The following is a 26,399-nucleotide window of genomic DNA, read 5'->3' on the forward strand; positions in this document are numbered from 1 at the left end:
GACCTCGTCACTTAGGGGTTTTCCCTGTTGCACCGCAGGATGTGTCGGTCAGTGCAGGGCGATCTCGGCGGCATCTATAACAGCGGTTATTGGGGCGGCCGGTATCGAGGCGCCCCTCATGGAGTTTGGCGCCGTCGGCAAGCCGGCCAGCGTGTCCAGATCATCAAGCGCGACGGTGCGAAGGGCGGCGTCCTCAAGCTCGGAACTGAAATCGTGAGCTCGCAGGATGGGAGTATTGCCGGCCTGCTGGGCGCGTCGCCAGGCGCCTCGACCGCTGCGCCGATCATGCCCAGCCTGCTCGAGAAGGTGTTCAAGGACAAGGTCGCTACGTCGGCCTGGCAGGAAAAGATCCGCCAGATCGTTCCAAGCTACGGGACCAGACTCAACGTCAGCCCGGCCAAGGTCTATCAGGAATGGACCTATACCAGCGGCGTGCTGCAACTGACGCCGCCGCCGCAGATCGATCTCTCGGTCGCGCCGCGTTCGAATTCGGCAACGAGCACGCCCACGCCCGCCAAGGCTGCGGCTGACATGGCGCCGTAAGCGCGATGGGCGCTGTCAAGGGTCCTGTTGCAGTAAGGGAGCAGGCTATTGCGATAGATGAACTGATCGGGACAGGTATGTCGCGATCTATGTTGAAACCAAGGCACACGAAGGGAATGGCGCGCGAACCGCGGCATCCCCGTAGTGTTTCATCACGAATATCACGGGCAGAGGAACATCGTGAAACGGATAACGAAGACGAGCTCAACGAACCTACCTAACGGCAGACGCGATCTGCTTCGCGCCTTGGGCGTTGGGGCTGTCGCCGTGACTGTGGGTGCAAGCATTGCGGGGGCTCGTGAGGCCGTCGCTGCGAGCGCGGGAGCAAGCACCTCGATGGGTGCTGGAGTACGAGCGTTCAGGCTATACACTGGGCCCGACAATGCGTCGCATGTGCTTGGAGGCACGATAGACCTAAAGGATCGTGATGATGTGGTCGCCATCCATTTTAAGGAAACGCCGGCGCACTCCTCGTACGATTGGCACGCTGCCCCGGAGTCGCAATACGTGATTACGCTGTCGGGAACGCTTGAATTCACTACCCCTGACGGCGAGACATTCGTGGTGCGCCCGGCGATGTCCTGCTCGCAGAGGACAATATCGGCATCGGCCACAAATGGCGCCTGATAGACGATCAACCGTGGAGGCGCGCATATGTAGTGCTGAAGCCCGACGTCAAGGATTCCTTCGTGGCGAAAACCAGTGGTTGAGCCGACATGCCAGAGATAGACACTGAAATCGGCACCGGCGATGGTATTACCAACTCGTGCATGTCGGCGGCGGGAGCCGCCGCATCTTTCCGAATGTGACGTGCGTCAAATCCCGCAAGCGTTCAACGAGGCCATAAGGCGGGGAGCATAGTCGTTTACGCGGTTGCATGGAGGACCGGGTGGCTAAATTGTGCGATTCTCCGCAAGCTAATCTCGGCGTTACGCATCATTAAGCTGCACCTAATCCCTGCTTTCGCAGAATCAAATTCCAGCCTGTTTTTGGTGTCGGCAACCTTCGATCTACCTCGCGATTGAACACGAGGCAATACCCAGGAACGATAGCTGAGACCTGTTCGTTCCTGCATCGAAGCCTGCTCTTGGAGATGGTTATGAACGGCCGGAAACGATTGGTTAAATTGGGTGCAGCGCTCAGCATGGGCGGGATGGCTCTGGCATGCTCGGCCACAGCGGACGCAAGCGTTGTGGTGGGAGTGGCGGGTCCGATGACGGGGGAGTACGCGTCGGGGGGCGATCAGTTTCGCAAGGGCGCAGAACAGGCAGTGAAGGACATCAACGCGTCAGGCGGTTTGCTCGGACAGCAACTCGACCTGGTCGTCGGTGATGACGTTTGCGATCCCAAGCAGGCGGTTTCCGTCGCCAACAGTTTCGTCAACAAGAAGGTGGTATTCGTCGATGGCCATTGGTGCTCCAGTTCCACGTTGCCCGCGTCAGATGTCTACAACGACGCGCAGATTCCGCAGGTGACTGTGTCGACCAACCCCAAAATTACGGAGCGCGGCATTAAGGGAATTTTCCGTATCACGGGCAGGGACGACCAGCAGGGACAGGTCGCGGCGGACTATATCGCCGCGAACTTTAAGGGCAAGAAAATCGCCGTCATTGACGACAAGACGGCGTATGGCGGCGGTCTGGCGGACGAGATTGCAAAAGATCTGGCGACGAAGCAGACACCCGTGGCGCTGCGCCAGTCGATCACGGCCGGTGAGAAAGACTACTCCGGCCTGATCAGCAAGCTGAAGGCGAACGGCATTCAGATCCTTGCATACGGCGGCTACTACCAGGAAGTGGCGCTGATCCTTCGCCAGGCGGCGCAGGCCGGGCTGGATCTGACGGTCCTCGGCGGCGACACGCTGACGAACAATGAACTGGTTACCGCGGCTGGACCGGAGATCAACAAGGTTCTGTTTACCTTCCCGCCCGACCCGCGTAAGAGGGCGGCAGCTGCAAAGGTGGTGGCGGCGTTTCGCGCGCAGAAGATCGAGCCGGAGGGCTACATGCTGTACTCGTACGCCGCCATGCAGGTTTTTGCAGAGGCTGCGAAGAAAGCCAACTCCACGGACTATGCGGCGATCGTGAAGCAGCTTCACAACGCATCGTTCAGCACGGTAGTCGGCCAGGTGGACTTCGACGCGAAAGGCGATCTGAAGAGCCCGGGCTATGTGGTCTACCGGTGGAAGGGCAACAACTACGACTATGTGAAGTGACGCGTCCTGTCCAGTCTATGTAGCAAGGAAAGAGGCGGTGCGTCGTTCTACTGCGCCGCCTCTGCAGCAGATTCACCGGAGAGGACATGAGCCAGGCACTGCAACAACTAATTAATGGGCTGACCTTGGGCGCCGTCTACGGCCTGATCGCGATCGGCTACACGATGGTCTACGGCATTATCGGCATGATCAATTTCGCTCATGGCGATATTTACATGGTGAGCGCGTTCATCGCCGTGACCTGCTTCACGCTGGTTGCTGGCAGCGGGGTCTCGTCTGTGGTGGCGAGCATCGCAACTACGCTGATCGTATCGATCGCACTGACGTCCGTATTCGGCTGGACCGTCGAACGTGTCGGATATCGGCCGCTTCGCGGATCCAATCGACTCGCGCCACTGATCTCGTCAATCGGGATTTCCATCTTCCTTCAGAACATGGTTCAGCTTACTCAAGGCGCGCGAGTCAAGTCTATTCAGCCGCTCGTGACGGGAGGCGTGAACCTTTTCTCCGGTGAGCAATTTCACGGGCCATACGTTTCGTACGTGCAAATTCTCATCGTTGCAGTAACGATCCTGTTGATGTGCGCCTTCACGTTGTTCATCAATAAAACACCTTTCGGCAGACAGCAGCGAGCCTGCGAGCAGGATCAGCGGATGATGCAGTTCCTCGGCTACAACGTCGATCGGATCATCGCCCTGACGTTCATGATTGGCGCCGCACTGGCGGCCGTCGCAGGCGTCATGGTGACGCTCTACTACGGTGTGATCGACTTCTCGATCGGATTCGAGGCGGGTATCAAGGCGTTTACCGCAGCCGTGCTCGGCGGCATCGGCTCGATTCCCGGGGCAATGCTGGGCGGTGTGATCATCGGTTTGATCGAAGCATTCTGGGCTGCCTACCTCTCGCCCGAATACAAGGATGTGGCCACGTTCGTCATCCTGATTGTGGTCTTGATGTTTCGTCCATCCGGGCTTCTCGGCCGACCCGAAGTGGAGAAGGTGTGATGAGTTCGACAGTCATGCAAGAAACGAATCTACATTTTCGCGTCAAGGATGCACTTGGCGCGGCGCTGGTCGCCGGCCTCGTCGGCTTGCCTATGCTGGGTTTGACAACGCGAGATGGCAGCAATGGTCTCGAGGTTCAGACGCGATGGGCGCTGCTGGCGGCTTTCATCGCGATCGCATTTGCCGGGCGCCTCGTCATGCAGCTTTTGCTGCAGCGTTTTAGTCTTTTTTCAAAGCGTCGGTCGCGCGCCAGACCCGCTCCTCAAGTTGCGGGTAATGGCTCGCTTGTCTGGGCCGGCGCCGGATGCGTGGCGTTCGCCGTGTTGTTGCCTGCGTTGTTCGCCGGAAACCGCTACGTCGTCGATACAGCGACGACCGTACTGATTTACGTCATGCTTGGCTGGGGCCTGAATGTCGTCGTCGGTCTGGCGGGGCTGCTGGACCTCGGTTATGTTGCGTTCTATGCGGTGGGCGCGTACACATACGGCCTGTTATCGACGCATTTCGGCTTTGGTTTCTGGCAGTGTTTGCCGATCGCCGGCGGCCTCGCTGCGGCATTCGGCATGTTGCTTGGTTACCCGACTCTCCGGCTCAGAGGCGATTATCTGGCCATCGTCACGCTCGGATTCGGGGAAATCATACGGTTGATACTCGTGAATTGGGGCGACGTGACAGGCGGACCCAACGGCGTCTCGTCCATTCCGAAGCCGACCTTCTTCGGGCTCCCCATGCAGGCATCTGGCGACGGTCCGACCTTCGCGACTGTGTTCGGCCTTGATTACTCTCCCGGCCAGCGAGTCGTCTTTCTGTACTACCTGATCCTCGCACTTGCGCTGCTGACGAACCTGCTCGTCTCGCGGCTCAGACGGCTGCCCGTTGGGCGCGCGTGGGAAGCGGTGCGCGAAGACGAGATCGCCTGCAAAGCAATGGGCATCAACGTAACCAATGTGAAACTGTCCGCCTTTGCGACTGGTGCAATGCTGGCAGGATTCGCCGGCGTGTTCTTCGCCGCACGGCAGGGGTTCATTTCGCCAGAGAGCTTCACATTTTCGGAGTCGGCCACGATTCTCGCGATCGTGGTGCTCGGCGGTATGGGAAGCCAGCTCGGCGTCGTCCTTGCGGCAGCCTTGCTGGTGATTTTGCCCGAGTTAGGGCGTGATTTCTCCGAGTACAGAATGCTGCTTTTCGGTATTGCAATGGTGTTTATCATGGTCGTGCGACCCGGCGGGCTGATCAGCCATCGCCGTGCGACTGTCAGCGCGCCCGGCGTGGAGGCAAAGCCATGAACGCATCCACTTCGCTGCTCAGCGTTGAGAATCTCACAATGCAGTTTGGCGGGCTTCGCGCGATCGAAGACCTGTCCATGACGGCGCGCGCAGGAGAGGTGACGTCGGTGATCGGGCCGAACGGGGCCGGAAAGACGACATTTTTTAACTGCCTGACGGGCTTCTACAAGCCGACCAAAGGCGCCATCACGTTGGGGCATCCCCGTCATCGGAAGCTTCGGCTGGATGCGATGAAGAATGTCGACGTCGCACGGATTGGCCAGGTCGTCAGAACGTTCCAGAACATACGGTTGTTCCCGCGGATGACCGTGCTCGAGAACCTGATGATTGCCCAGCACAATGTGTTGCAGGACGCGTCCAGGTTCTCGATTGCTGGCGCACTTAATGCGAGGTCGTTTCGACGCGCGAACGACAAGGCGATAGAAAACGCCTTAACGTGGCTTGAGCGATTAGGCGTTCGAGATATAGCCAACAAACCTGCCGGCGACATGCCATATGGGGTGCAGCGTCGCGTCGAGATCGCGCGCGCGATGTGCGCGGACCCCATTCTGCTGTGTCTGGATGAGCCGGCTGCCGGCCTTAATCCGCGCGAGTCGGCGGAACTCACCGCGTTGTTGACCTCGCTTGCGAGGGAGCAGGGCATCGGCATATTGTTGATTGAGCACGATATGAGCGTCGTCATGAAGGTTTCAGACCATATTGTCGTGCTCAATCACGGGAAGAAAATTGCAGAAGGCTTGCCTGCTGACATCAAGGTGAATCCTGAGGTGATCAGCGCATACCTCGGCGAGGACGACGAGACGTCGTCACACGATGAAGCATCGCAGGAGAAATCAGCTCATGCTTAAGATTGCCGAACTCAGTGCCCACTATGGCAGCGTCCAGGCACTACGCGGGGTCAGTCTGAGTGTGAAGACCGGTGAGATCGTCACGTTGATCGGCGCGAACGGCGCAGGCAAGTCGACACTGATGAATACCATTTTCGGCTATCCACGGGCCAGTGGCGGCACGGTCGAATTCGACGGACAGAATATTTCGAAACTGCCATCGCATGCGATCGGCAAACTCGATATTGCGGTTGTGCCCGAAGGGCGCCGTATCTTTCAGCGGATGACCGTGCTCGAAAATCTTCTGATGGGTGATACGTCGGGTAACCGCCGGACCGCGGATGCTCTCGAGCGGATGTATGAGATGTTCCCGATCCTGAGGAGCAGAGCCTCGCAGCGTGCCGGCACGCTGTCAGGAGGGGAGCAACAGATGCTCGCGATAGGACGCGCATTGATGTCGCGGCCGAGATTGCTCCTGCTCGATGAGCCGTCGCTCGGTCTCGCGCCGATCTTCATCAAGAAGATTTTTTCGGTCATCAAGGAGTTGAACGAGCAGCTCGGGATGACGATTCTGCTTGTCGAACAGAACGCTCATCATGCTTTGCGCGTCGCGCATCGAGGGTACGTGCTCCAGCACGGACAGATCGCCCTCGGCGGGAGCGGCGCTGAGTTGCTGGCCAACCCTGCTGTGCGGGCGGCGTATCTGGAGGGCGACACCGCCCAACTGGATGCCGCCTGAGCGGTGATCTGAAGGGCGCGGGGTGCTCGCCCCCCTTTCGAGGTTCGAGGCAGGCGAATTGCGGCAGTTCTCCGCAGAGTGATGGTGCCCTGTAGTGAGTTGAGCGCCATTGCGGAAAGGGGTTCTCCGGCCTACGTAGGGGCGTCTATCCTTAAGAAATGTGCAGAATTCCGCGAAAATTAGCCGAGCCCTCTCAAGACCGGAATTTCGCAAAGATCCAGAATGCTGTAAACCGAATCGATCGTCGCTATGGGATTGCGTTCCAGAATGAGGGCCGATCCATGAGCCTGCCTACTGGGACTGCACGGGACGATGGCGGCATATACGGAACGAATTCAAGTGCAGGGCACCGGCCCGCACGCTCAATGAACTGGTTTTTTGTGGAGTTTTCGCATGAAAGTGCTCATCGTTTTCGCTCACCCCGAACCCAAGTCGTTCAATGGTGCGCTGAAAGATACGGCTGTCTCGACTCTGAAAGCGCAGGGGCACGAGGTTCAGGTAACCGACCTGTATCAACTGAAGTGGCGGCCCGAGCTCGGCGGCGAAGACTTCGTGGGTGAGCGTCTCAACCCTGACTTCCTTGACCTCTCGGCGGAACAGGAACATATGTTCGGGACGTCCACGAAACCGACGCCTGACGTCTACGCCGAGCAGCAGAAGGTGCTCTGGTCCGATCTGATCATCTTCCAGTATCCGATGTGGTGGTTCGGGATGCCGGCGATTCTGAAGGGCTGGGTGGATCGCGTGATGACCCGCGGATTCGCCTATGCGACCGGGCGAAAATACGAGACCGGTATGTTCAGGGGCCGCAAGGCGATGGTCTCGACCACGACGGGAACGGCCGCGAGCCTTTACGAACCGGACGGTGTCGACGGTGATATCAATCACATTCTATGGCCGATCCACAACGGGATCTTCAATTACCTTGGCTTCGATGTGCTGCCGCCGCATGTGTCGTGGATGCCTGGCCGCGTGAGCCCCGCGGAGCGGCAAGCGTACCTCGACTCCTACGCAGCGCGGTTGCGCACGCTCGAGAGCACGGAGCCCTTGTTCTTCCATCCCTTTGCGGACTTTGGTCCTGACCAACGTCTGAAGCCAGGTGTGGTGGCCCGTTCCGGCTTCCAATGGAACCCGGCCGTCGGCCAGTTGCATGATGATGCGGCAGAAACGTACACGCCGAAGAAGATTGCGAACGCGGGATGATCCGGTGTGGCGTCGGGCCGCAGCTGATTTCGAAAGCTTCTGTGGCCCAGCGTCGAAACTGACCAGGAGTGAAACACACGATGGAAAAGCTGCCCATGTTTCAGAAGCTGCACCACGTCTGCATCGTGGTTCGTGACATTGAGAAGGCCGTGAAGTATTACGAGTCGATCGGAGTCGGTCCGTGGACAGATTTTCCGGCGATGGGTGCGTACGAACTGGACGGCTATGATCGTCCAGCCTTTCTGAAGATGCGTTATAAGTTCGCGAACATCGACAACGCCCAACTGCAGCTTTGCCAGCCAGGAGACGGAGACACGCCGCAACGACGTTTCCTGGAGTCACGCGGCGAGGGTGTTTTTCATCTCGGTTTCTCTGTCGAGAGCTGTGACAAGGCGGAGGAACAGGCAGCGAGCGCCGGACTGGATGTCTTGGCACGCGGGCGTCTCGATGATCGAAGCGGCTTCACGTACTTCAAGACGGTCGACGAAGGTGCTGGAGTCACGTTGGAGGTTCGGGCACCGAGTACCAAGGCAGCTCAAGGCATCAAGTCCTGATACACACTTGCAAAGAACTTCCCAGAATTCTTCTTCGCACCCGACAAGACAGTTCTAACAGCGCCGGGCGATCATTGCCCGGCGGGCAGTTCCTGAGATTCACCATCGAGGTGATCCCCCGGAAGCAAGTCGGCGGCCGAGGCAAGGCCGTGAACCTGAAGCGTTGCGCAAGGCAGCGCGTGATCCTTTCGTTATCCCAGTCGCCCTAACCCTGACCGAACTCAGAACTGCCCCGCGGTACGCTGCGGGGCATCGTCATTTTTATCTCATGACGAACGGGTTTGCAGTCTTGACCCCAGTATTGATCCAGACGCTTTTCGTTTGCAGATACTCGCGGATCGCGTCGATACCGTTCTCGCGGCCGAGTCCCGAATCCTTGTAGCCGCCGAACGGCGACATGTAGCTCACCGCGCGATAGCTGTTCACCCAGACCATGCCGGCCTGTAGCTTTTCAGCGACACGAATGGACCGGCCAATATCCTTCGTCCAGACACCTGAGCCCAGACCGAAGCGCACATCATTGGCCAGTGCAACCGCCTCGTCTTCGTCTTTGAACTTGATGATCGACAGGATGGGACCAAAGACCTCTTCCTGGGCGATCCGCATCCTGTTGTTCACGTCGCCGAAAATGGTCGGCTCGACGAACCAGCCTTTACCGCATTCGGGGGCACTACCGGGCTTTCCACCGAGCAGCAACGTCGCGCCTTCCTGCTTCGCGGTTTCAATGTAAGACAGGACTTTCTGGTATTGAGGACGCGTCGTTACCGGCCCGACCTGTGTATCCATGCTCGATGGATCCCCCATTTTTGCGGTGCGTGCCAGCGTCAGGAGTTTGTCGACGAACGTGTCGTAGATGCTTTCTTGCAACAACAGCCGCGAGCCGGCAATACAGGTCTGTCCGGTCGCGGCGAAGATGCCGGAAACCGCGCCATTCACTGCGTCTTCCAGATCGGCATCCTCGAACACGATGTTGGGTGACTTGCCGCCGAGTTCGAGACTAACGTGTTTGAATTGACGTGCTGCCGCCTCGTTGATCGCCCGGCCTGTGGAATCTGCGCCGGTGAACGTGATCTTCTTGACCAGGGGGTGTTCCACCAATGGCGAGCCGACGTCCGCACCGAATCCGGTCACGACGTTCACTACGCCCGGCGGAAAGCCGGCTTCGGTGAAGAGTTTCGCAAACTCGATCGTGGACACCGAAGTGAATTCGGACGGTTTGATCACAACCGTGCAACCTGCGGCCAACGCGGGCGCGATCTTCCATGTTGCCAGTAGCAGGGGCGAATTCCACGGCGTGATCGCGGCGACGACGCCCAACGGTTCATTGCGCGTGAAGTTGAAGTATCCCTTCTTGTCGAGCGGAATGACGGCGCCCTGAATCTTGTCCGCCAGACCGCCAAAATAGTAATACCACTGGGGCAAATACTGGCACTGGCCGAGCATTTCCGCCATGAGCTTGCCGTTGTCCCGAACTTCGAGTTCGGCAAGCCGCTTTGCGTCTCGTGCGATCAGGTCGCCGACCCGATGAAGCAGCAGGCCTCGCTGGCTCGGAGACATCTGTGACCATGGCCCTGTGCTGAATGCGGCATGCGCCGCCTGCACAGCTCGATCGACGTCGGTCCCGTTGCCTTTTGCAATCTGCGCCCAGCTTTCTCCCGTGAACGGATTTTCCGTATCGAACCATTCGCCCGAAGTGGGCTGGCAAGATTCGCCGTTGATATACATCTCAAATCGTTGCATGACTCTCGTCTCCAATTGATATTGAATCAGGCGCCAACGGGCAGACGTCGCTGGGACTCAGCCAGGATTTCCTGCGCCTTCAGAATGACCGGCCTGTCTACCATGCGACCGTCCACAGCGACGGCCGCGCCGTGGGATGCAGCTGCGCCTTCGACAACCCGGTGCGCCCATTCGACATCTTTCTCGCTAGGGACGAATGCAGCATTGACCGCAGCGACTTGCCTCGGATGAATACAGAGCTTGGCGCCGAAGCCGAGCCGCTTTGCACGGATCGTGTCGCGCGTGATCTGCTCGGGATCGTCGAGTGTGGTGCTGACTCCGTCCACCGGCGGCAGCAGGTTGCCGATGCGAGAGGCGAAGACGATCTGTGAGCGGAAGTACAGAAGCTGCTCATCGTCGCCGTCAATACCGAGGTCGAGCTGGAAATCCACATTGCCGAATACGAGTCGGGTGGTCAGCCGGTGTTGGGCGATAGCGACCACATTCCGAAAACCCTGAGCGGTCTCGATCATCGGCAGGATGTCGGTCGGCTTGCCCGCGAACTCGCACAGGAAGATATCGTCGATGCGTTCCGTCTTGGGCAGCATGACGGCGGCGACGGATGGCGCACGACATACGGCGATGTCGTCGCGAAACCACTCGCTGTTCACATCATTTACCCGCACTGCCACCGGCGTACTGTTCGTCGAAAGCCACTCGGCGAGGGCCGCCCGCGCGATCTTCTTCTCAGTAGGAGGCACTGCATCTTCCAGATCGATAACGACCACATCGACACCCGACGCAGCCGCCTTGGCGAACCTGTCCGGTCGGTTGCCGGGAACGAAGAGATAGGAGCGGGGTGCAAGGTCAGCCATGTTGGGCCTCCAGTTTCGATTCGGGGAGCAGTTTGGGTACGACGGTTGCATCGGTAATCGTCCATACCGATGTGATTGAGCGCTTGAGTTCGTCTTCGGTGGCCGCATTGCCATACAAACCCAGCGTCATCGTTTTGTGCTCGAGTTCAGCGCGCGTGAGCGTGTTGCCCGGATCGCCCTTGGGATCATCCACGCGGCCCTCGAAGGTGCGGCTATCCTTCGTCTGAACGATGACCTTCCCAATCCAACGTGACGGATAGGCCGTATCGACTTCAGGGTCGAGCACCATCGAGACTTTCTTGCAGAAGTGCGCGATCCTGCTTTCCTTGTAATGGCCGTCGAACTCACGTACGCCCGCATGGCCGAATTCCGCGACCAGAGCGAGCACGGTGCCCATGGAGAACTTCGCCTGATGAACAGTCTTAGGGTCGGTTACCGGTCCGAGGACATCAATGGCGGCCTGGTGAACATGAGTCACCACTGTCTCGATGTCGTCCGATGCGATTTGCTCTCGCTCGATGACCTGCAGCAGAGCATCGGCCGCGGGATGAGTGTGCCGGCAGGAAGCGTGATACTTGAAAGACGTTTCGATTAGCGCCCATCGCTTGCCGAGCGCTTCGGCGAGTTTGTCCGGATGCGTTTGCGTGGACATGCCGGCCCCCATGCCTTTCGCACCCTCGAAGATGTCCTTCGCGCCGGTGAAGCCGTCGGCCGCCAGGTAGGCGGCGAGAAGACCGTTCGCCGCAGCCTTGGCCGTATGCAACTGCTTGGAGTCTGCAGCGTCTTTCAAAAATTCCCAGAGTCCGGCTGCCTGGGTGCCGGCGGAGCCAAACGCGCTCACCATCTGTTCGTCGCTCAATCGCAGAAGATTACCGACCGCTGCGGCGGCTGCGATCGTCCCGACCGTACCGGTGGTATGAAAAATCTTGTAGTGCGACCGGCCGAGGAATTCACCAACACGGATGCCCACTTCATAGCCTGCGACAGACGCTGCGACGAACTCTTTGCCGCTTTTGCCAAGCGCTTGCGCGGCGGCCCACGCTGCGGGGAAGACGACGGTTGCCGGATGCAGGACCGAACTGTTGTGAAGGTCGTCCTGTTCAGCGAAGTGTGATGCTGCGGCGTTGATCATCGCCGCGAAGAGCGGGCTGGTCGTTCGGCGGGAGATCAGTACTTCGCAGGGACCGGACTGCGGCCCGAAATCGAATGCGTGCTTCTGGATCGTCTCGACGGGGCGCGCTTCGCGGCCAGCCAGTGCTGATCCGAACCAGTCAAGGAAGAGGTCTTCCGTGCGTGCCACCACGTCCTTGGGGATCTGTTCAAACTTGAGATTGGCCGCAAACGAAGCAAGAATCTGGGTGTTGCTCATAACAGGCTTACCTTAACTGGGGGAGTTAGATCACGGCCGCTTCACGAAGCTCGCGGATGGCATGGGTCGAAAAGCCCAGTTCATTCAAAAGGGCTTCGGTGTGCTGGCCTAGCGCGGGCACGGCGTCCAGTCGAACATCGGATGCTGTACTGATGCCTGGCGGCAGCAGGGCGGGAATGGAACCGGCAGGTGAGTCGATGTTCACCCAACGATTGCGTTCCTTAAGCTGCGGATGCGACCACACGTCGGGCATATCATTCATTCGCGCGTTGGCGATCTGCGCGCTATCCAGCCGACTGATGACTTCTTCCGAAGTCAGTTTGCTGAATGCGGCGACAATGATTTCGCGCAGTTCCTCGCGTGCTGCTACCCGCTTCGAGTTGGAACTGAAACGAGGATCGATGGCGAGCTCGGGTTCCAGCAGAACCTGTGAGCAGAAGACACCCCATTCACGTTCGTTCTGCAATCCCAGCATGACTGTCTTTGCATCGCCGGCGGGGAAGGGGCCGTAGGGGTAGATGGTCGCGTGAGCGGCTCCTGCGCGAGGTGGCGGCGATGCGCCATCGAACGCGTAGTAAAGGGGATACGTCATCCACTCCACCATGCTCTCAAGCATCGAGACGTCGATTTCCCGTCCCAAGCCGGTCCTTGATTGTTGCAGAAGCGCGGAGAGAATGTTCGTGTAGGCGTACATCCCTGCAGCGATGTCAGCAATGGAACAGCCGGCTTTGGCCGGTGAGTCCGGACCGCCGGTAATCGACAGGAACCCGGACTCGCTCTGGATCAGCAGGTCGTATGCCTTCTTGTCCCGATAGGGACCATCGGATCCGTAACCGGAGATGTTGCAGACAATCAGGCGGGGATACCTGTCACGCAACGCCTCATACGACAACCCCAGTCGCGCCGCGGCGCCGGGTGCCAGGTTCTGCACCAGCACGTCGGTGTCCTCAAGCAGGCGCTCGAGAATATCCTGCGCCTGCGGGGCCTTGACGTCCAGCGTGAGGCTCTCCTTCGAGCGGTTGCACCATACAAAGTGCGAGGCCATGCCGTGCACGCGCTCATCGTAGGCGCGCGCGAAGTCGCCGACGCCTGGGCGTTCGATCTTGATCACGCGTGCGCCAAGATCCGCAAGTTGACGGGTGCAAAATGGTGCTGCAATCGCGTGTTCGAGGGTGACGACCTTCACGCCGTCCAGCGGTTTCATGTCCGTCTCCTCAGAAAGAGCGCGGCAGTCCGAGCAGATGCTCGGCTACATACGAAAGAATGAGATTGGTCGAGATCGGCGCGACCTGATAGAGCCGTGTCTCGCGGAATTTGCGTTCGACGTCGTATTCGTTCGCAAACCCGAAGCCACCGTGGAACTGCAGGCAAGCGTTCGCGGCTTCCCACGAAGCGTCCGCGGCAAGCAGCTTGGCCATGTTGGCTTGCGCGCCGGCCGGTAGTTTGGCGTCGAAGAGCTCGCAGGCCTTATAGCGCATCAAGCTCGCCGCTTCGACGTTGACGTGCGCGCGAGCGATCGGAAACTGCACGCCCTGGTTCTGTCCTATCGGGCGGCCGAAGACGACGCGTTCCTTGACGTACTTACAAACCTTGTCGAGGAACCAGTACCCGTCGCCGATACATTCAGCGGCAATCAGTGTCCGCTCGGCATTCAGGCCATCAAGGATGTATTTGAAGCCTTTGCCTTCCTCACCGATCAGGTTTTCGACGGGGATCTCGAGGTTGTCGAAAAAAAGTTCGTTAGTCTCGTGATTCACCATGTTCGGGATGGGGCGAACGGTCATGCCTTTGCCGATTGCCTGATGCAGGTCGACCAGAAATATCGACATGCCTTCGGATTTCTTGGCGACCTGATCGATCGGAGTGGTCCGCGCGAGCAGGATCATGAGATCGGAATGCTGGATCCGGGAGATCCACACCTTCTGACCGTTGACGACGTATCTGTCGCCTTTGCGAACCGCGGTTGTCTTGAGCTTCGTGGTGTCGCTGCCGGTCGTCGGCTCGGTCACGCCCATCGACTGAAGCCGCAACTTTCCGCTGGCGATTTCCGGAAGGTACCGGGCCTTTTGCTCTGCCGAGCCGTGCCTAAGGAGTGTCCCCATGTTGTACATCTGTCCGTGACACGCGCCGGAATTTCCACCGCTGCGGTTGATCTCTTCCATGATCACCGAAGCTTCGGTCAGTCCGAGCCCCGAGCCGCCATATTCCTGCGGAATAAGGGCTGCCAGCCAACCGGCGTCGGTTAGGGCTTGCACAAACGCCTCGGGGTAGGCTCGTTCCTCGTCGATTTTGCGGAAATACTCGGCGGGAAAGTTGGAACACAAATCGCGAACCGCTTCGCGAATGTCCTGATAGGGGTCAACGTTAGCCAGCACTTGTCTCTACTCCTCAGAGTTTATTTTTGAAAAACATACGCGGGTGCCGTTAGCGTCGCCTCGGCATCGACGCACAACATGCCATCGGAATTGGCTGCCCAGAGCTTCACTTTGGTCGATCCGGGGGCACGGGCTGCGTAGATAAAAAAGGGGGCGCAGTCAAATAGCGGGTTGACCGCTTTGAATGAGAAAGAAGCGATCGATTCGCCGGGAAGGCTGCGCCGGACGAGATCGATCAGCAACGTCGCAGTCAGTGGCCCGTGAACGACCAGCGCCGGATAGCCTTCCTGCTCATGGGCGTAGGTGCGGTCATAGTGAATGCGGTGGCCGTTGAAGGTATCTGCGGAGTAGCGAAAGAGCAGCACCGGGTCGGGCACGATCTCCCGTTTCCAGGTGAACTCTGCCGGCGCGGTCGGGCCGGTTGCCGCGATGTACGCCGTCGTCGCGGACTCGCGGTACACAACGTCCTGTTCCTCAGAAATCAGCGGACCTTCGAGGTCTTCCAGTTCGTGACGCAGACGTACAAAAACGAGCTTTCCGGTGCGTCCTTCTTTGGCGGCTACGTCAAGAATTTGCGACGTCCTTGTGACTTCGCTGTCAACCACGAGTGGACGCTCGAACTGGACGCGGCTGCCCGCCCACATGCGTCTGGGCAGTGGCACCGGCGGCAGGAAACCACCGCGTGTCGGATGTCCGTCCGCGCCGACCTGTGACTGCGAAACAATGTGAGGAAACAGCGCCCAGTGCCACAGCGGAGGCAACGGAGAGCCGGCACGCGGGACGTCCTCATAGTCCAGCGTCGCAGCGAGTTGTTGCGCGAGACGTGGGGAGACGAATTCGCGTTCGGCCTGTGTACGGCCGATCCAGGAGCGCAGGTAGTTAAGTTCAGCAGTCATTGGGTCGTCGGGTAGCGTCGTTCACGCTAGATTGACGCACCGGCCTGCTGACTACAATTTGTGTGTGGAGAAGAGGGCTTTAAACGCAGACTAACTGCTGACGTTCAGGCCGGCTGGCGCTCATGATCGGTTTTGCACTTCTGCGTGAGGAGGTCGACCAGTTCCCGCGCGAAAGACGGCAACAGATCGAGGTTGCGCACGCAGATCAGCAGATTTCGCGTCGCCCAGTCGTCCTCGATTTCAACGAGCCGGATGTTCATGGTTTTCACGTAGCGTACCGCTGACGAGCAAGGCAACACGCCGATCCCGACGTTAGCCTCGATCATTCGGCACAGCGCTTCGAAGTTACCCACTTCAATTCGCACCTGAAGCTTCTTGTGCATGTCGCTTGCTACGCGGTTCAGAAAGGTATGAATCGCGCTAGCTTCGGGCATTCCGACGAAGTCAAACCCGCTTGCCTCTTCAAATGGAATGGACGTCTTTCCGGCGAGGGGGTGCGAATTCGAGACCGCCAATATGAGCCGGTCTGAGCGGTACGGCAGGACTTGCAGGGATTCGGGCCTGACATTGCCGGCCACTATTCCGACGTCCGCAGTGCCTTCACTGACCGCACGCACCACGTCATGGCTCAACCTTTCGCGAAGCTCGACGTTCACGTCGGGATGGTCGGCGAGAAAGTCACGCAGGTCGTTAGGTAGGAATTCAGTCGTAGCGGTGGTGTTCGCAAAGATCCGCACATGACCTTTGATGCCGCGCGCGTACTCCTGCATGTCGCCACGCAACTGCTCGAGCTGCGACAGGACGAGCCGGGCGTGGTGAAGGAACGCCTGACCCGGTGGCGTGAGGGTAACCCCCTGGCTGGTCCGATACAGCAGTTTGGCTCCCATGCTTTCTTCCAGATTTTTGATCCGGGTGCTTGCTGCGGGCACAGACATATGAAATCGCTCGGCACCCCGCGTCAAGCTATCCGTCTCAGCAATACATGTGATGAGACGAAGATCAACCAGATCGAAATGCATGGCCATGATACGTGCTCCGAACGAAGAGATGCCCCGTGGATCAAGTGTAGCAAAGAGCAGAAATCCGCAAATCAGTATTTACGATGTTTTCGATCATATTTTTCTCAAATATCTATAGTGGAGCGCTATTGGAGATGATTCGCATGGTCCGTATTTTTATAATTGTGCAAAACTCCGCAAAATTAAAGGCGACTAGATCAAGACCGGAACAATTTCGCGCTGGACAATCGGTTCACGGTAGCGTGCCGCGTTCGTCAGAGCGGCAGAGCAGCCCAAACCATTCAATCTGGAGAAAGCGATGTTGATTGCGCCGTTCGAGAACGAGCCGTTCGATTTGTTCGACACCGAAAGTGCCAAAGCAGACATGCAGCAGGCGCTGAAAAAGGTGCGTGCCGAGTTTGGCCAGACCTATCCGCTGGTGATCAATGGCGAGCGCGTGCAGACCGAAGCGACACTCGTCTCGACGAATCCGTCGAATCCGGACGAGGTCGTGGGCTATACCGCCAAGGCGACGACGCGGCACGCGGACGCTGCGCTGGAAGCAGCCTGGGCGGCCTTCGAATCGTGGAAGCGTTGGAGCCAGGAAGATCGATCGCGCGTCATGTTGAAGGCCGCGGCAATCATGCGCAGGCGTAAGCGCGAGCTCGAGGCGTGGCTGGTTTATGAAATTGGCAAGAACTATGTCGAAGCAAGTGCCGAAGTCGCGGAAATGATCGACTTCACCGAGTACTACGCACGTCAGGCGATCAAGCACGTCGGCGGCCTCGGTTCGCTGATTGATTATTCGGGTGAGGAGAACGAGAGCTTCTACATCCCGCTGGGCGTGGGTGTGACGATTTCGCCGTGGAATTTCCCGATGGCGTTGATGACCGGCATGACGGTCGGCGCGATCGTGGTGGGTAATACGGTTGTTTGCAAGCCTGCGGAAGATACGGTGGTGTCACTGGCCAAGATCTTCGACATCTTCGCCGAAGCAGGTCTGCCGCCCGGCGTGGTGAATTATCTGCCGGGTACCGGACGCGAAATCGGTTCGTATCTGGTCGCCCATCCGAAGACGCGTTTCATCAACTTCACGGGCTCGCTCGCAACCGGTGCCCAGATCAACGAGTCCGCTGCAAAGCTTGCCGAAGGCCAGAAGTGGTTCAAGCGGGTTTTCCTCGAGTTGGGTGGCAAGGACGCGATCCTTGTCGATGAAACGGCCAATCTCGATGACGCAGCGACTGCAGTGATCCAGGCAGCGTTCGGCTATTCCGGCCAAAAGTGTTCGGCCTGCTCGCGTCTGATCGTGGTGGATTCGGTCTACGACGCATTGCTCGAGAAGGTCGTTGCGAAGACGAAGGAACTGGTTGTCAGTGAAGCGAAGGACAATCCGAGTTTCGGTCCGGTATGCAATGAACTTCAATACAAGAAGGTGCTGTCGTATATCGACATCGGTCACACCGAGGGCAAGCTTCTGACGGGTGGCAAGGCCGTGGAAAATGCAGCGGGCTATCTGATTGAGCCGACCATCTTTGGCGACGTGTCGCCTCGCGCGCGCATTGCACAAGAGGAAGTATTCGGACCGTTCGTCGCCGCGATCCGCGTCAAGGATTTCGACGAAGGTCTGGCTGTGGTCAATGACACGGTCTACGGGCTGACCGGCGCGCTCTTCTCGAACGACCGCAGCCGCATCGAACGGGCACGCCGTGATTTCCACGTCGGCAATCTGTACTTCAACCGCAAGTGTACGGGCGCGCTGGTTGGCGTGCAGCCGTTTGGCGGCTTCAACCTGACGGGTACCGATACCAAGACGGGCGGTCCTGACTACCTGTTGCAGTTCCTGCAAATGAAGGCAGTGGCTGAACGCCTGTAAGCGTGCGTGTTCCGGGGCGCCACAGACGGACAGCCCCGGTTCACACGGTAGGCTTTTAAAACGAACGGAATGAACACAATGGGCTTCATTGCAGACCGCATTGGCCAGATCGCCCCTGCGCAAACGATGACAATGGCAGCAAAAGCGGCAGAACTGCGCCGTGCCGGGAAGAACGTTATTTCCCTGTCGCAAGGCGAACCAGACTTTCACACGCCCGAGAACATCCAGGCAGCAGCGATTCGTGCAATGCGCGAAGGCAAGACGCGCTACACGGAGGCAGCGGGTATTCGGGAGTTGCGCGAGGCGATCGTCGCGAAACTGAAGCGCGACAACGGCGTCGACTACCCGGTGGATGGCGTCAGCGTGTCGGTTGGTGCGAAACAGGCGATTTTCGCGGCCTTTTTCGCGACCCTTAATCCGGGCGATGAAGTGATCGTGCCCGCGCCGTGCTGGGTCTCCTATCCGGAGATCGTCAAAATGGCGACCGGCACGCCTATCGTCGTGGCGTGCGATGAAGCGGCGGGGTTCAAACTGACGGCTGCTCAGCTGGAGGCGTCGATCACGCCGCGTACCAAGTGGCTGATGCTGAATTCGCCGTCGAACCCGACCGGGGCAGTTTACTCGGTTGAGGAACTCCGCACCATCGCGGAAGTACTGCGTCGACATCCCCATGTCTGGGTGCTGTCGGACGACATCTACGAAAAGCTCATCTACACCGGAAGTCCGTTCGTCAATATTTTTAACGTGGCGCCAGAGTTGCAGGAGCGGACGCTCATCATCAACGGCGTCTCCAAGGTGTACTCAATGACAGGCTGGCGGATTGGCTATTCCGCCGGACCGGCTGCGCTCATCCGGGCCATGAATCTCGTGCAAGGGCAGATTGTCACCAGTGCGTCGTCGGTGTCGCAATACGCTGCGATTGAAGCACTCAATGGTGATCAGTCATTCGTAGAGAGATCGCGATCGGCTTTCGACGAACGCCGGAAGCTTGTGGTCAAAACGCTGAGCGACATTCCGGGACTCCACAGTAACGAGCCCGAAGGCGCCTTTTATGCATTTGTCGGCTGCCACGGCGTCATTGGAAGCCGTACGCCGAGCGGCAGGCTTCTGGAGAACGACCAGGACTTCGTCATGTACCTGTTGGAAGAGGCGAACGTGGCGGTGGTTTCAGGTTCCGGTTTTCTGCTCTCGCCGTACTTCAGACTCTCTTATGCCGCATCACTCGACGACCTGAACGAAGCGCTCGCCCGGATTCGCGCCGCGTGTCAAAGCCTCGAAACAGTGGCGATCTGATCGTCCACAATCCACACACTGCTCGGCTCTCAGGAGCCCAACGAGCCTTCGAAGGTAAATCATGAGCGAAAGGATTGTCATCACGGGTGGTGGTGCAATTGGTTGTTCAATCGCGTATTTCCTCAGCCTCCAGAAGACGCCCGGACGCGAGATCTGGGTGATCGAAAAAGATCCGACCTATCAGATCGCGTCATCATCGCTCTCGGCCAGTTCGATCCGGCAGCAGTTTTCCACGCCTATTTGCATTCAGTTGTCGCAGTTCGGTTACAACTTCTTCTCCTCGTGCGAGCGGGAGAAGGCGCAGTACGGGGCCGGTGTCGATCTGGTGGATTGCGGCTATCTGTTCGTGGGCAATGCGCAGCAGGAGAGCGTGCTACGTCGGCGGAGCTCGCTCGCCAGATCGTTAGGCGTCGAGCTGCAGGAACATTCCGTTGAAGCGTTGCAGCAGCGCTACCCGTGGATGAACGTCAGCGATCTGACATATGCTGTTGAGGGCCTTGCAGGCGAAGGCTGGTTCGATGGTTACAGCGTCATGCAGTGGTTCAGAAATCGTGCGCGCGAGGCGGGCGTTCATTTCGCCACGGGTGAAGCGGCGGGCTACCGTACACGCGGAGACCGGATTACCCATGTCGAACTGACCGATGGGCGGGAAATCTCAGGGGACACGTTCGTGAATGCAAGCGGAGCGTGGTGCGCGTCTCTTGCAAAAAGCGTGGGTGTCGATCTGCCGGTTCGGCCAAGACGGCGTTCGGCGTTCGTCGTGTCATGTCCGACGTCGATCCCCGATATGCCGATCCTGATCGACACGTCTGGCGTGTACCTGCGTAGGGAGCAGAATCATTTCCTGTGCATCGTTTCGCCCTCGGCCGAGATGGATCTTGATAACTTGCCACTCGACGTGCAGTTTTCCGAATTTGACGAGATCATCTGGCCGACGCTGGCAGAACGGATCCCCGCGTTTGAAGCATTGCGCGTGGAGCACGCCTGGGCCGGTTACTATGAATACAACATCCTCGACCAGAACGGCATCGTCGGTCAGTCGGGCCCGGAAAACTCGTTTGTGGCGGCCGGTTTCAGCGGCCACGGCATGATGCACAGTCCGGGCGTCGGTCGTGCAATGGCCGAACTGCTGGGCTTCGGCGAGTTCAGAACGTTGGACCTCTCGCCGCTGTCGCCGGCACGGCTCACTTCGGGTCAACTCGTGATCGAGGAGGGTGTTTACTAGCGCCCGGCAGGCGGTCTATCAGTGAGGATGCAGACCACGCCCTCGCGCGTTTCGATACTGTCGGGGCGTGAGGTGCGTGGCGGACTTGAATTGACGCGTAAAGGCGCTGTGGTCCGCGTAGCCGCAGTCCGTCGCGATATCCGTAATGCTATTGTCAGTCGTTTCGAGCAGCTTGCACGCGTGGTCGATCCGCAATTTCATCAGCAGTTGCTTGGGCGTCAGATGAAACACTTCACGGGTCAGACGTTCCAACGTGTCGACAGAGATGGATGCGCGTTCCGCCGCTTCAGTGACCAGGATGTTCTGTCCGAGGTTCTGTTCCAGATAATCCAGATATTCCAGCAAGCGGCGGTAGCCGTGGTGCCGTTCGTCGGGGCGAGGCAGATCGCGCGAGATGCCGATCAGTCCGATCGCTTGCCCGTCTTCGTTGAGTACCGGGAACTTGGAGCTCAGGCACCAGTATCGATGCCCCGATCCGGACGAGTAGAGGCGCAGGCGATCGACAATCGGAGACTGGGTTTCGATAACGTTCAGATCTTGCGCGTTGGTGCTTGCACCGGTCACGGGAAATAGCTGGTCGGCCGTCTGGCCAATCACATCGTCGCGCGCCATCCCACTTCGGTTGATGAGCGTTTGATTAACGGAAAGGTAGCGCGCCTGGGCATCCTTGATGTAGTACAGCACGTCCGGAAAGCAGTCGAAGACGCGCTCGAGCATCTCGGGCTGCCGGTCCAGCTGTCGAAAGACCTCCACCAACATATCGGAATAGGCCTTGGCGGGCATAAGGGGATCAGCGCGAAGTCACAGTGATCCCGATTGTACAGGGGGGTGTAATCCGGGGCGGGAGCGAGGAAAGCGGCGGCGCGGCAGCTAGCCGCTCCACCGCTTTCCTGCAGGAATCCGCGCCTTGGTGCTTATTGACTCGCGTGGGCCCTGGCGCCAAGCAATGCTTCACGGAAACGGCTTCGCAGGTACGGACCGTCCCGGGGGGGAAGGGCGGTCGGTTCGGGATCGGTTCCGACCTTCACCGTGGCGAGCACAGGACCCGATGCCTTCAGAATGACGTCGACATACTCTTCGAGCTCGCCCTCGGCGTAGATCGTCGTCGCCTTTTCGAACCCGGCCGCGCGCGCGATTGCCGTGATGTCGACACCTCGCCCCGCGTGGGCCAGTTGCATGCCTGTTTCCGCGTAGTGTTCGTTGTCGATAACGACGATCGAGAGATTGGCCGGCCGATCAACGCCCACGGTCGCGAGCGACCCGAGGCCCATCATCATTTCACCGTCGCCAACGAACACGATCACGCGCTTCTCAGGTTGTGCAAGCGCAATGCCAAGACCGAAGCTGACAGCGCCTCCCATCGCACCCCAAAGGTAGAAGTTCTGTGGCGTATCGCCTGCGGCGGCCACATCGAAGGTCGGATTGCCAAGGCTGGTCACTACCAGAACGTCCTGCTGCCGATCGCGGAGAATCCGCTTCACCGTCAGTCGACGGTTCAGGGGCGTCGTCTGCTGAGTCATGTTCGTGCTCACTTGTTAAAGTTCTTGGTGCCGATGACGCGCTGTCCGATCAGGACGGCGACCATCCGGGAGGTGTTGTAGCCAAAATTCAACGCGGCGCGTACGGTTTCAGGGACTTCGGCGGGATCATCCGCGCGGTAGACATAAACGCCGGCCGATTCGAGGGCTTCCTGGGTGGATTTGCCCATGGCGACTTGCCAAGGATTGAATTCTCCCCATTCTCCGCGCATCGTGACCAGCATCACAATGGGCATGCGGCATTCGTGTTGCAGCGAGAGCATATTGATGCAGTTGCCCACGCCGCTCGACTGGAGCAGCAATACACCGCGTTGGCCACCGACCCATGCGCCGCCCATCATGGCCACGCCTTCTTCTTCGGTGGTCAGCGAAACCGCATGGATTTCGGCGTCTGCTTCGCAGAGTTCGATAAGACGTTTGTGCCCTGCATCAGGCACGTATGCCACTTGCCGCACGTCAGCGGCTTTGAAGTGCTCGAAGATTGTTTCTGGCCAGTTTACTGACATGATGACGAGTTTTGGTAGGTTGATGAAAACGGATAGCCGTCGCGCTTAGCAGGGCCAATCGATTACCTTGCTTTGATGAGTGATAGCGTGCATCAGCAAAAGTCGTCGCTCAATTACTGATTGCGGAAGGCGCGATTAGGCTGGGGTTAACGGAATCAGTCGATGTGGATTCACGCGCTGATCTTCTCCGTTCTGGTTTGCTTCCGCATTCGAGCGCCTGAAATGCGGCGTTCCAGAATGCCGAATTCCAACCGTTGGCTTGAGTGAGCACACTAGCGTGCAAACCGAGTGGAGAAGGAACCATGAAGATTGTTGTGCCAGTCAAGAGAGTGGTCGATTACAACGTGAAGGTCCGTGTGAAGTCGGACGGCACGGGCGTCGACATCGCGAACGTCAAGACGTCGATGAATCCGTTCGACGAGATCGCGGTGGAAGAAGCGGTGCGTCTGCGCGAGGCGGGCGTGGCGACCGAAGTGATCGCGGTGTCGTGCGGCGCGACGCAGTCGCAGGAAACGCTGCGCACGGCGCTGGCGATCGGCGCGGACCGCGCTGTGCTGATCGAGTCGAACGAAGACCTGCAGCCGCTGGCGGTGGCCAAGCTGTTGAAGGCGCTGGTCGACAAGGAACAGCCTTCGCTGGTGATCCTCGGCAAGCAGGCGATCGACGACGACTCGAACCAGACCGGCCAGATGCTCGCCGCGCTGGCGGGTCTGCCGCAGGCCACGTTCGCGTCGAAGGTGACGGTGGCCGACGGCAAGGCGACGGTGTCGCGCGAAGTGGATGGCGGTGCGGAAACGCTGTCGCTGACGCTGCCCGCTGTTGTGACCACCGACCTGCGCCTGAACGAGCCGCGTTACGTGACGCTGCCGAACATCATGAAGGCGAAGAAGAAGCCGCTGGAGACGCTCAAGCCCGAAGACCTCGGTGTCGACGTCACACCGCGCCTGAAGACGCTAAAAGTGGTCGAGCCGCCCAAGCGCAGCGCCGGTGTGAAGGTCGCCGACGTGAAGACGCTGGTCGAGAAGCTGAAGACCGAAGCCAAGGTGCTGTGAGGAGACGGACGAAATGACGAATCTGGTTAATCTTGTAATAGCAGAACACGACGCCCCGAAGGAAGCCCCCTTGGGGGGCAGTGCGTCGATCAAGGCCGCGACGCTGAATACGATTGCTGCCGCGCAGAAGATCGGCGGCGATATTCACGTGCTGGTAGCAGGTCACAACGCGCAAGCCGCAGCGGATGCCGCTGCGAAGATCGCAGGGGTTTCTAAGGTCCTGCTGGCCGACGCGCCGCAACTCGCAGCAGGCCTGGCTGAAAACGTTGAAGCGACGGGGCTGAACATCGCGAAGGATTACACGCACATCCTCGCGCCAGCGACGGCTTACGGTAAAAACATCGCACCGCGTATTGCCGCGAAGCTCGACGTCGCGCAGATCAGCGACATCACCGCAGTCGATTCGGCCGATACGTTCGAGCGCCCGATCTATGCAGGCAACGCGATCGCGACGGTGCAATCGGCTGATCCGATCAAGGTCATCACGGTTCGCACGACCGGCTTCGATGCGGTCGCAGCAGAAGGTGGCAGCGCAACGGTCGAGAAGATCGAAGCGGCAGCCGACACCGGCCTCTCGCAATTCGTGAGCCGCGAAGTGACGAAGCTAGACTGTCCGAAGCTGACCTCGGCGAAGATCATCGTCTCGGGTGGCCGCGGTCTGGGCAACGGCGAGAACTACACCAAGGTTCTGGAGCCGCTGGCCGACAAGCTGAACGCAGCGCTGGGCGCGTCGCGTGCCGCGGTCGATGCGGGCTTCGTGCCGAACGACTATCAGGTCGGCCAGACCGGCAAGATCGTCGCGCCGCAACTGTATGTGGCGGTCGGTATCTCGGGTGCGATCCAGCATCTGGCCGGCATGAAGGACTCGAAGGTCATCGTGGCGATCAACAAGGACCCGGAAGCGCTGATTTTCAGCGTCGCCGATTACGGTCTCGTGGGCGATCTGTTCACGGTCGTGCCGGAGTTTGAGGCCATGCTGTCTTGAGCGTACTGCGGGGAACGGTCAAGGTTCGACGAGGTGACAGGTGAGCAATCTGAATGATATGAGGCATGCCAGAGCGGCGGCGGCCTTGGCCGCTAACGCCGAGGATGCCTCCATTTGGCGGTGGTTCGCGCTGCTCCTCGAAGAGCGGAGGATTCGCTGGTGCTGCAGCGGTGACCGTTGGCTCGTCAGTGTTGACAACAGGCATGTGGCCACGGATAACAGCTTCGACAAAGCCATCCGGACTGCGCGGGGGAACATGGAGGCGACCACGCCGAGGCTGTCGCATCGGGCAGTGCGCGGCAGACGGACGGCGTGATCCAATGGACCGTTGCAGATTTCGATATCCGTCAGTCTTTGTCTCCACTGATTCGAAATGGGATATCTATGGAGCTACCTTCTATGCCTGCCTTAATGGTGAAGACGGGCGATGGCCTTACGGCATCGGAGCGAAATGCCCGGCATCGGCGCCCGCGATCGACAGCCGTAACTTACTGCCTTTCGCCAATGTCGATGCGACTGGCAAGAGCGGGATGGCATAGTCAGTTAATATGGACCGATCTCAGCCGCTCGCCCGCAACTGCTGGACTTGCGGTGTATGCTGCTGTTCTGCTTCGCCGGACGTATCCCTTACATAAATGCGCCGCTTTGCATTCGTGCAATTGTTGAGGAAACAAGTGCGACACCGTCCGGTGTGCCGAGCAATTCTATGGGCGGTCGTGACCCGAGCGCGGGGACCGGCGAGTGGAGCCAGTCGTTCACCCATGACTGCGCGTCGAAACCTTCCGGATTGCCAGATTGCTCCACCATCAACTGGACCTGCGCAACTAGCATTGCGATTGTCGAGGCTAAACTGCCGCTGTCGCTGATGGGTCCTTGCGCGGTTGCGCCGTCCGATTTTGATTTCATGCTACCTTGATTCTAGAAGGTTATTAACTGATCATAGTCTCAATCAGGTGCGCCACAAACATTTGCTGCGCATGTCTGTTGCCTCGTGGACGAGCAAGCCGCAAAGCATTACAGTCAGTTTCGACAAAGCGCGCAAATATGTCTCTACAACAGAGATTTGGCTGCGTCGCCGCGAACCGGACCTCCATTCTGGTTGTGATCGGTAGCTATATATTGTTCCGTCAGGCGATTGAGGCGCTGCATGGCCCGTCGAACGGTGTGGTGGCGAAAAGGGTATTAAATGAAGCATCCTCACAGCCCAATGCCGCGTTCAATAATTCGAGTAGATGCTTTCAACCATCGCTACCTTGGAAAGCAGACCTTAAAGCAAGCTTTCTGGCGACGGTTCTATTCTTCGCATAGGGGTGAGTCGCTTTCC

General features: G+C 58.8%; 23 protein-coding genes and 1 pseudogene. 13 read left to right on the forward strand and 11 right to left on the reverse strand.

What is annotated here, in order from left to right; all coding sequences use genetic code 11:
- Positions 1–126: 126 nt before the first annotated feature.
- From P3T21_RS33040 to P3T21_RS33075, 8 genes and pseudogenes are all read left to right on the forward strand, one after another.
- A pseudogene (locus P3T21_RS33040) lies at positions 127–543 on the forward strand (malate:quinone oxidoreductase); the annotation flags it as partial.
- A gap of 1,021 nt (positions 544–1,564) precedes the next feature.
- On the forward strand, positions 1,565–2,758 hold the full coding sequence (locus P3T21_RS33045) for a branched-chain amino acid ABC transporter substrate-binding protein (RefSeq protein WP_429260140.1): 1,194 nt from the start codon (positions 1,565–1,567) through the stop codon (positions 2,756–2,758).
- A gap of 86 nt (positions 2,759–2,844) precedes the next feature.
- A complete protein-coding gene (locus tag P3T21_RS33050) occupies positions 2,845–3,762 on the forward strand; it encodes a branched-chain amino acid ABC transporter permease (protein ID WP_429260141.1) in 918 nt (305 codons plus the stop codon).
- On the forward strand, positions 3,762–5,048 hold the full coding sequence (gene livM, locus P3T21_RS33055; RefSeq protein WP_429260142.1) for a high-affinity branched-chain amino acid ABC transporter permease LivM: 1,287 nt from the start codon (positions 3,762–3,764) through the stop codon (positions 5,046–5,048). Before P3T21_RS33050 ends, livM begins: the two co-directional genes overlap by 1 nt.
- Positions 5,045–5,896: an ABC transporter ATP-binding protein gene (locus P3T21_RS33060; RefSeq protein ID WP_429260143.1), complete on the forward strand. Its 852-nt coding sequence runs from the start codon at positions 5,045–5,047 to the stop codon at positions 5,894–5,896. Before livM ends, P3T21_RS33060 begins: the two co-directional genes overlap by 4 nt.
- Positions 5,889–6,614: an ABC transporter ATP-binding protein gene (locus tag P3T21_RS33065; RefSeq protein ID WP_429260144.1), complete on the forward strand. Its 726-nt coding sequence runs from the start codon at positions 5,889–5,891 to the stop codon at positions 6,612–6,614. The genes P3T21_RS33060 and P3T21_RS33065 overlap by 8 nt, the downstream gene beginning before the upstream one ends.
- A gap of 393 nt (positions 6,615–7,007) precedes the next feature.
- Entirely contained in the window at positions 7,008–7,817 is an 810-nt protein-coding gene (locus tag P3T21_RS33070) for an NAD(P)H-dependent oxidoreductase (protein WP_429260145.1), read from the forward strand.
- 80 nt (positions 7,818–7,897) lie between these two features.
- The gene (locus P3T21_RS33075) at positions 7,898–8,371 is read left to right on the forward strand and encodes a VOC family protein (protein ID WP_429260146.1); all 474 of its coding nucleotides are present in this window, start codon (positions 7,898–7,900) and stop codon (positions 8,369–8,371) included.
- A 261-nt stretch (positions 8,372–8,632) separates the two neighbouring features.
- On the opposite strand, the gene P3T21_RS33080 is transcribed toward P3T21_RS33075, so the two are convergent.
- From P3T21_RS33080 to P3T21_RS33110, 7 genes are all read right to left on the reverse strand, one after another.
- Complete coding sequence (locus tag P3T21_RS33080) at positions 8,633–10,111, reverse strand: aldehyde dehydrogenase (protein ID WP_429260147.1); 1,479 nt, start codon at positions 10,109–10,111, stop codon at positions 8,633–8,635.
- A gap of 26 nt (positions 10,112–10,137) precedes the next feature.
- A complete protein-coding gene (locus tag P3T21_RS33085) occupies positions 10,138–10,965 on the reverse strand; it encodes an HpcH/HpaI aldolase/citrate lyase family protein (RefSeq protein WP_266257677.1) in 828 nt (275 codons plus the stop codon).
- The gene (locus P3T21_RS33090) at positions 10,958–12,334 is read right to left on the reverse strand and encodes an MmgE/PrpD family protein (RefSeq protein ID WP_429260148.1); all 1,377 of its coding nucleotides are present in this window, start codon (positions 12,332–12,334) and stop codon (positions 10,958–10,960) included. Before P3T21_RS33090 ends, P3T21_RS33085 begins: the two co-directional genes overlap by 8 nt.
- A gap of 25 nt (positions 12,335–12,359) precedes the next feature.
- Positions 12,360–13,538: a CaiB/BaiF CoA transferase family protein gene (locus P3T21_RS33095; RefSeq protein WP_429260149.1), complete on the reverse strand. Its 1,179-nt coding sequence runs from the start codon at positions 13,536–13,538 to the stop codon at positions 12,360–12,362.
- 10 nt (positions 13,539–13,548) lie between these two features.
- Complete coding sequence (locus P3T21_RS33100; RefSeq protein ID WP_429260150.1) at positions 13,549–14,709, reverse strand: acyl-CoA dehydrogenase family protein; 1,161 nt, start codon at positions 14,707–14,709, stop codon at positions 13,549–13,551.
- 20 nt (positions 14,710–14,729) lie between these two features.
- Positions 14,730–15,605, reverse strand: coding sequence for an FAS1-like dehydratase domain-containing protein (locus P3T21_RS33105; protein ID WP_429260151.1), 876 nt, complete (start codon positions 15,603–15,605; stop codon positions 14,730–14,732).
- A 104-nt stretch (positions 15,606–15,709) separates the two neighbouring features.
- Positions 15,710–16,630, reverse strand: a complete 921-nt coding sequence (locus P3T21_RS33110; protein ID WP_429260152.1) for a LysR substrate-binding domain-containing protein — start codon at positions 16,628–16,630, stop codon at positions 15,710–15,712.
- 292 nt (positions 16,631–16,922) lie between these two features.
- Here P3T21_RS33110 and pruA point away from each other — a divergent pair, with 292 nt between their 5' ends.
- The 3 genes from pruA (at position 16,923) to P3T21_RS33125 (ending at position 20,994) form a co-directional block, all read left to right on the forward strand.
- Positions 16,923–18,476 carry an L-glutamate gamma-semialdehyde dehydrogenase gene (gene pruA / locus P3T21_RS33115; RefSeq protein WP_429260153.1) on the forward strand — a complete coding sequence of 518 codons (1,554 nt, stop codon included), beginning with the start codon at positions 16,923–16,925 and terminating at the stop codon, positions 18,474–18,476.
- Between the two features lie 78 nt (positions 18,477–18,554).
- Positions 18,555–19,769, forward strand: coding sequence for a pyridoxal phosphate-dependent aminotransferase (locus P3T21_RS33120; protein ID WP_429260154.1), 1,215 nt, complete (start codon positions 18,555–18,557; stop codon positions 19,767–19,769).
- A gap of 61 nt (positions 19,770–19,830) precedes the next feature.
- On the forward strand, positions 19,831–20,994 hold the full coding sequence (locus tag P3T21_RS33125) for an NAD(P)/FAD-dependent oxidoreductase (protein WP_429260155.1): 1,164 nt from the start codon (positions 19,831–19,833) through the stop codon (positions 20,992–20,994).
- A gap of 18 nt (positions 20,995–21,012) precedes the next feature.
- Here P3T21_RS33125 and P3T21_RS33130 read toward each other — a convergent pair whose 3' ends face one another.
- From P3T21_RS33130 to P3T21_RS33140, 3 genes are all read right to left on the reverse strand, one after another.
- Positions 21,013–21,777 (reverse strand): helix-turn-helix domain-containing protein, encoded by a 765-nt coding sequence (locus P3T21_RS33130; protein WP_429260156.1) that lies wholly within the window; start codon positions 21,775–21,777, stop codon positions 21,013–21,015.
- Positions 21,778–21,908: 131 nt separating this feature from the next.
- Positions 21,909–22,514 (reverse strand): thiamine pyrophosphate-dependent enzyme, encoded by a 606-nt coding sequence (locus P3T21_RS33135; RefSeq protein WP_429260157.1) that lies wholly within the window; start codon positions 22,512–22,514, stop codon positions 21,909–21,911.
- A gap of 8 nt (positions 22,515–22,522) precedes the next feature.
- Positions 22,523–23,038 (reverse strand): thiamine pyrophosphate-binding protein, encoded by a 516-nt coding sequence (locus P3T21_RS33140; protein WP_074283245.1) that lies wholly within the window; start codon positions 23,036–23,038, stop codon positions 22,523–22,525.
- A gap of 302 nt (positions 23,039–23,340) precedes the next feature.
- Between P3T21_RS33140 and P3T21_RS33145 the strand changes: the two genes are divergently transcribed.
- Both P3T21_RS33145 and P3T21_RS33150 read left to right on the forward strand, forming a co-directional pair.
- On the forward strand, positions 23,341–24,090 hold the full coding sequence (locus tag P3T21_RS33145; RefSeq protein ID WP_429260158.1) for an electron transfer flavoprotein subunit beta/FixA family protein: 750 nt from the start codon (positions 23,341–23,343) through the stop codon (positions 24,088–24,090).
- A 22-nt stretch (positions 24,091–24,112) separates the two neighbouring features.
- Entirely contained in the window at positions 24,113–25,075 is a 963-nt protein-coding gene (locus P3T21_RS33150) for an electron transfer flavoprotein subunit alpha/FixB family protein (RefSeq protein ID WP_429260161.1), read from the forward strand.
- Between the two features lie 627 nt (positions 25,076–25,702).
- On the opposite strand, the gene P3T21_RS33155 is transcribed toward P3T21_RS33150, so the two are convergent.
- On the reverse strand, positions 25,703–25,981 hold the full coding sequence (locus tag P3T21_RS33155; RefSeq protein ID WP_429260159.1) for an antitoxin Xre/MbcA/ParS toxin-binding domain-containing protein: 279 nt from the start codon (positions 25,979–25,981) through the stop codon (positions 25,703–25,705).
- Positions 25,982–26,399 lie beyond the last annotated feature (418 nt).

The sequence above is a fragment of the Paraburkholderia sp. GAS334 genome, from assembly GCF_050436625.1.
In the GTDB taxonomy this organism is placed as follows: domain Bacteria; phylum Pseudomonadota; class Gammaproteobacteria; order Burkholderiales; family Burkholderiaceae; genus Paraburkholderia.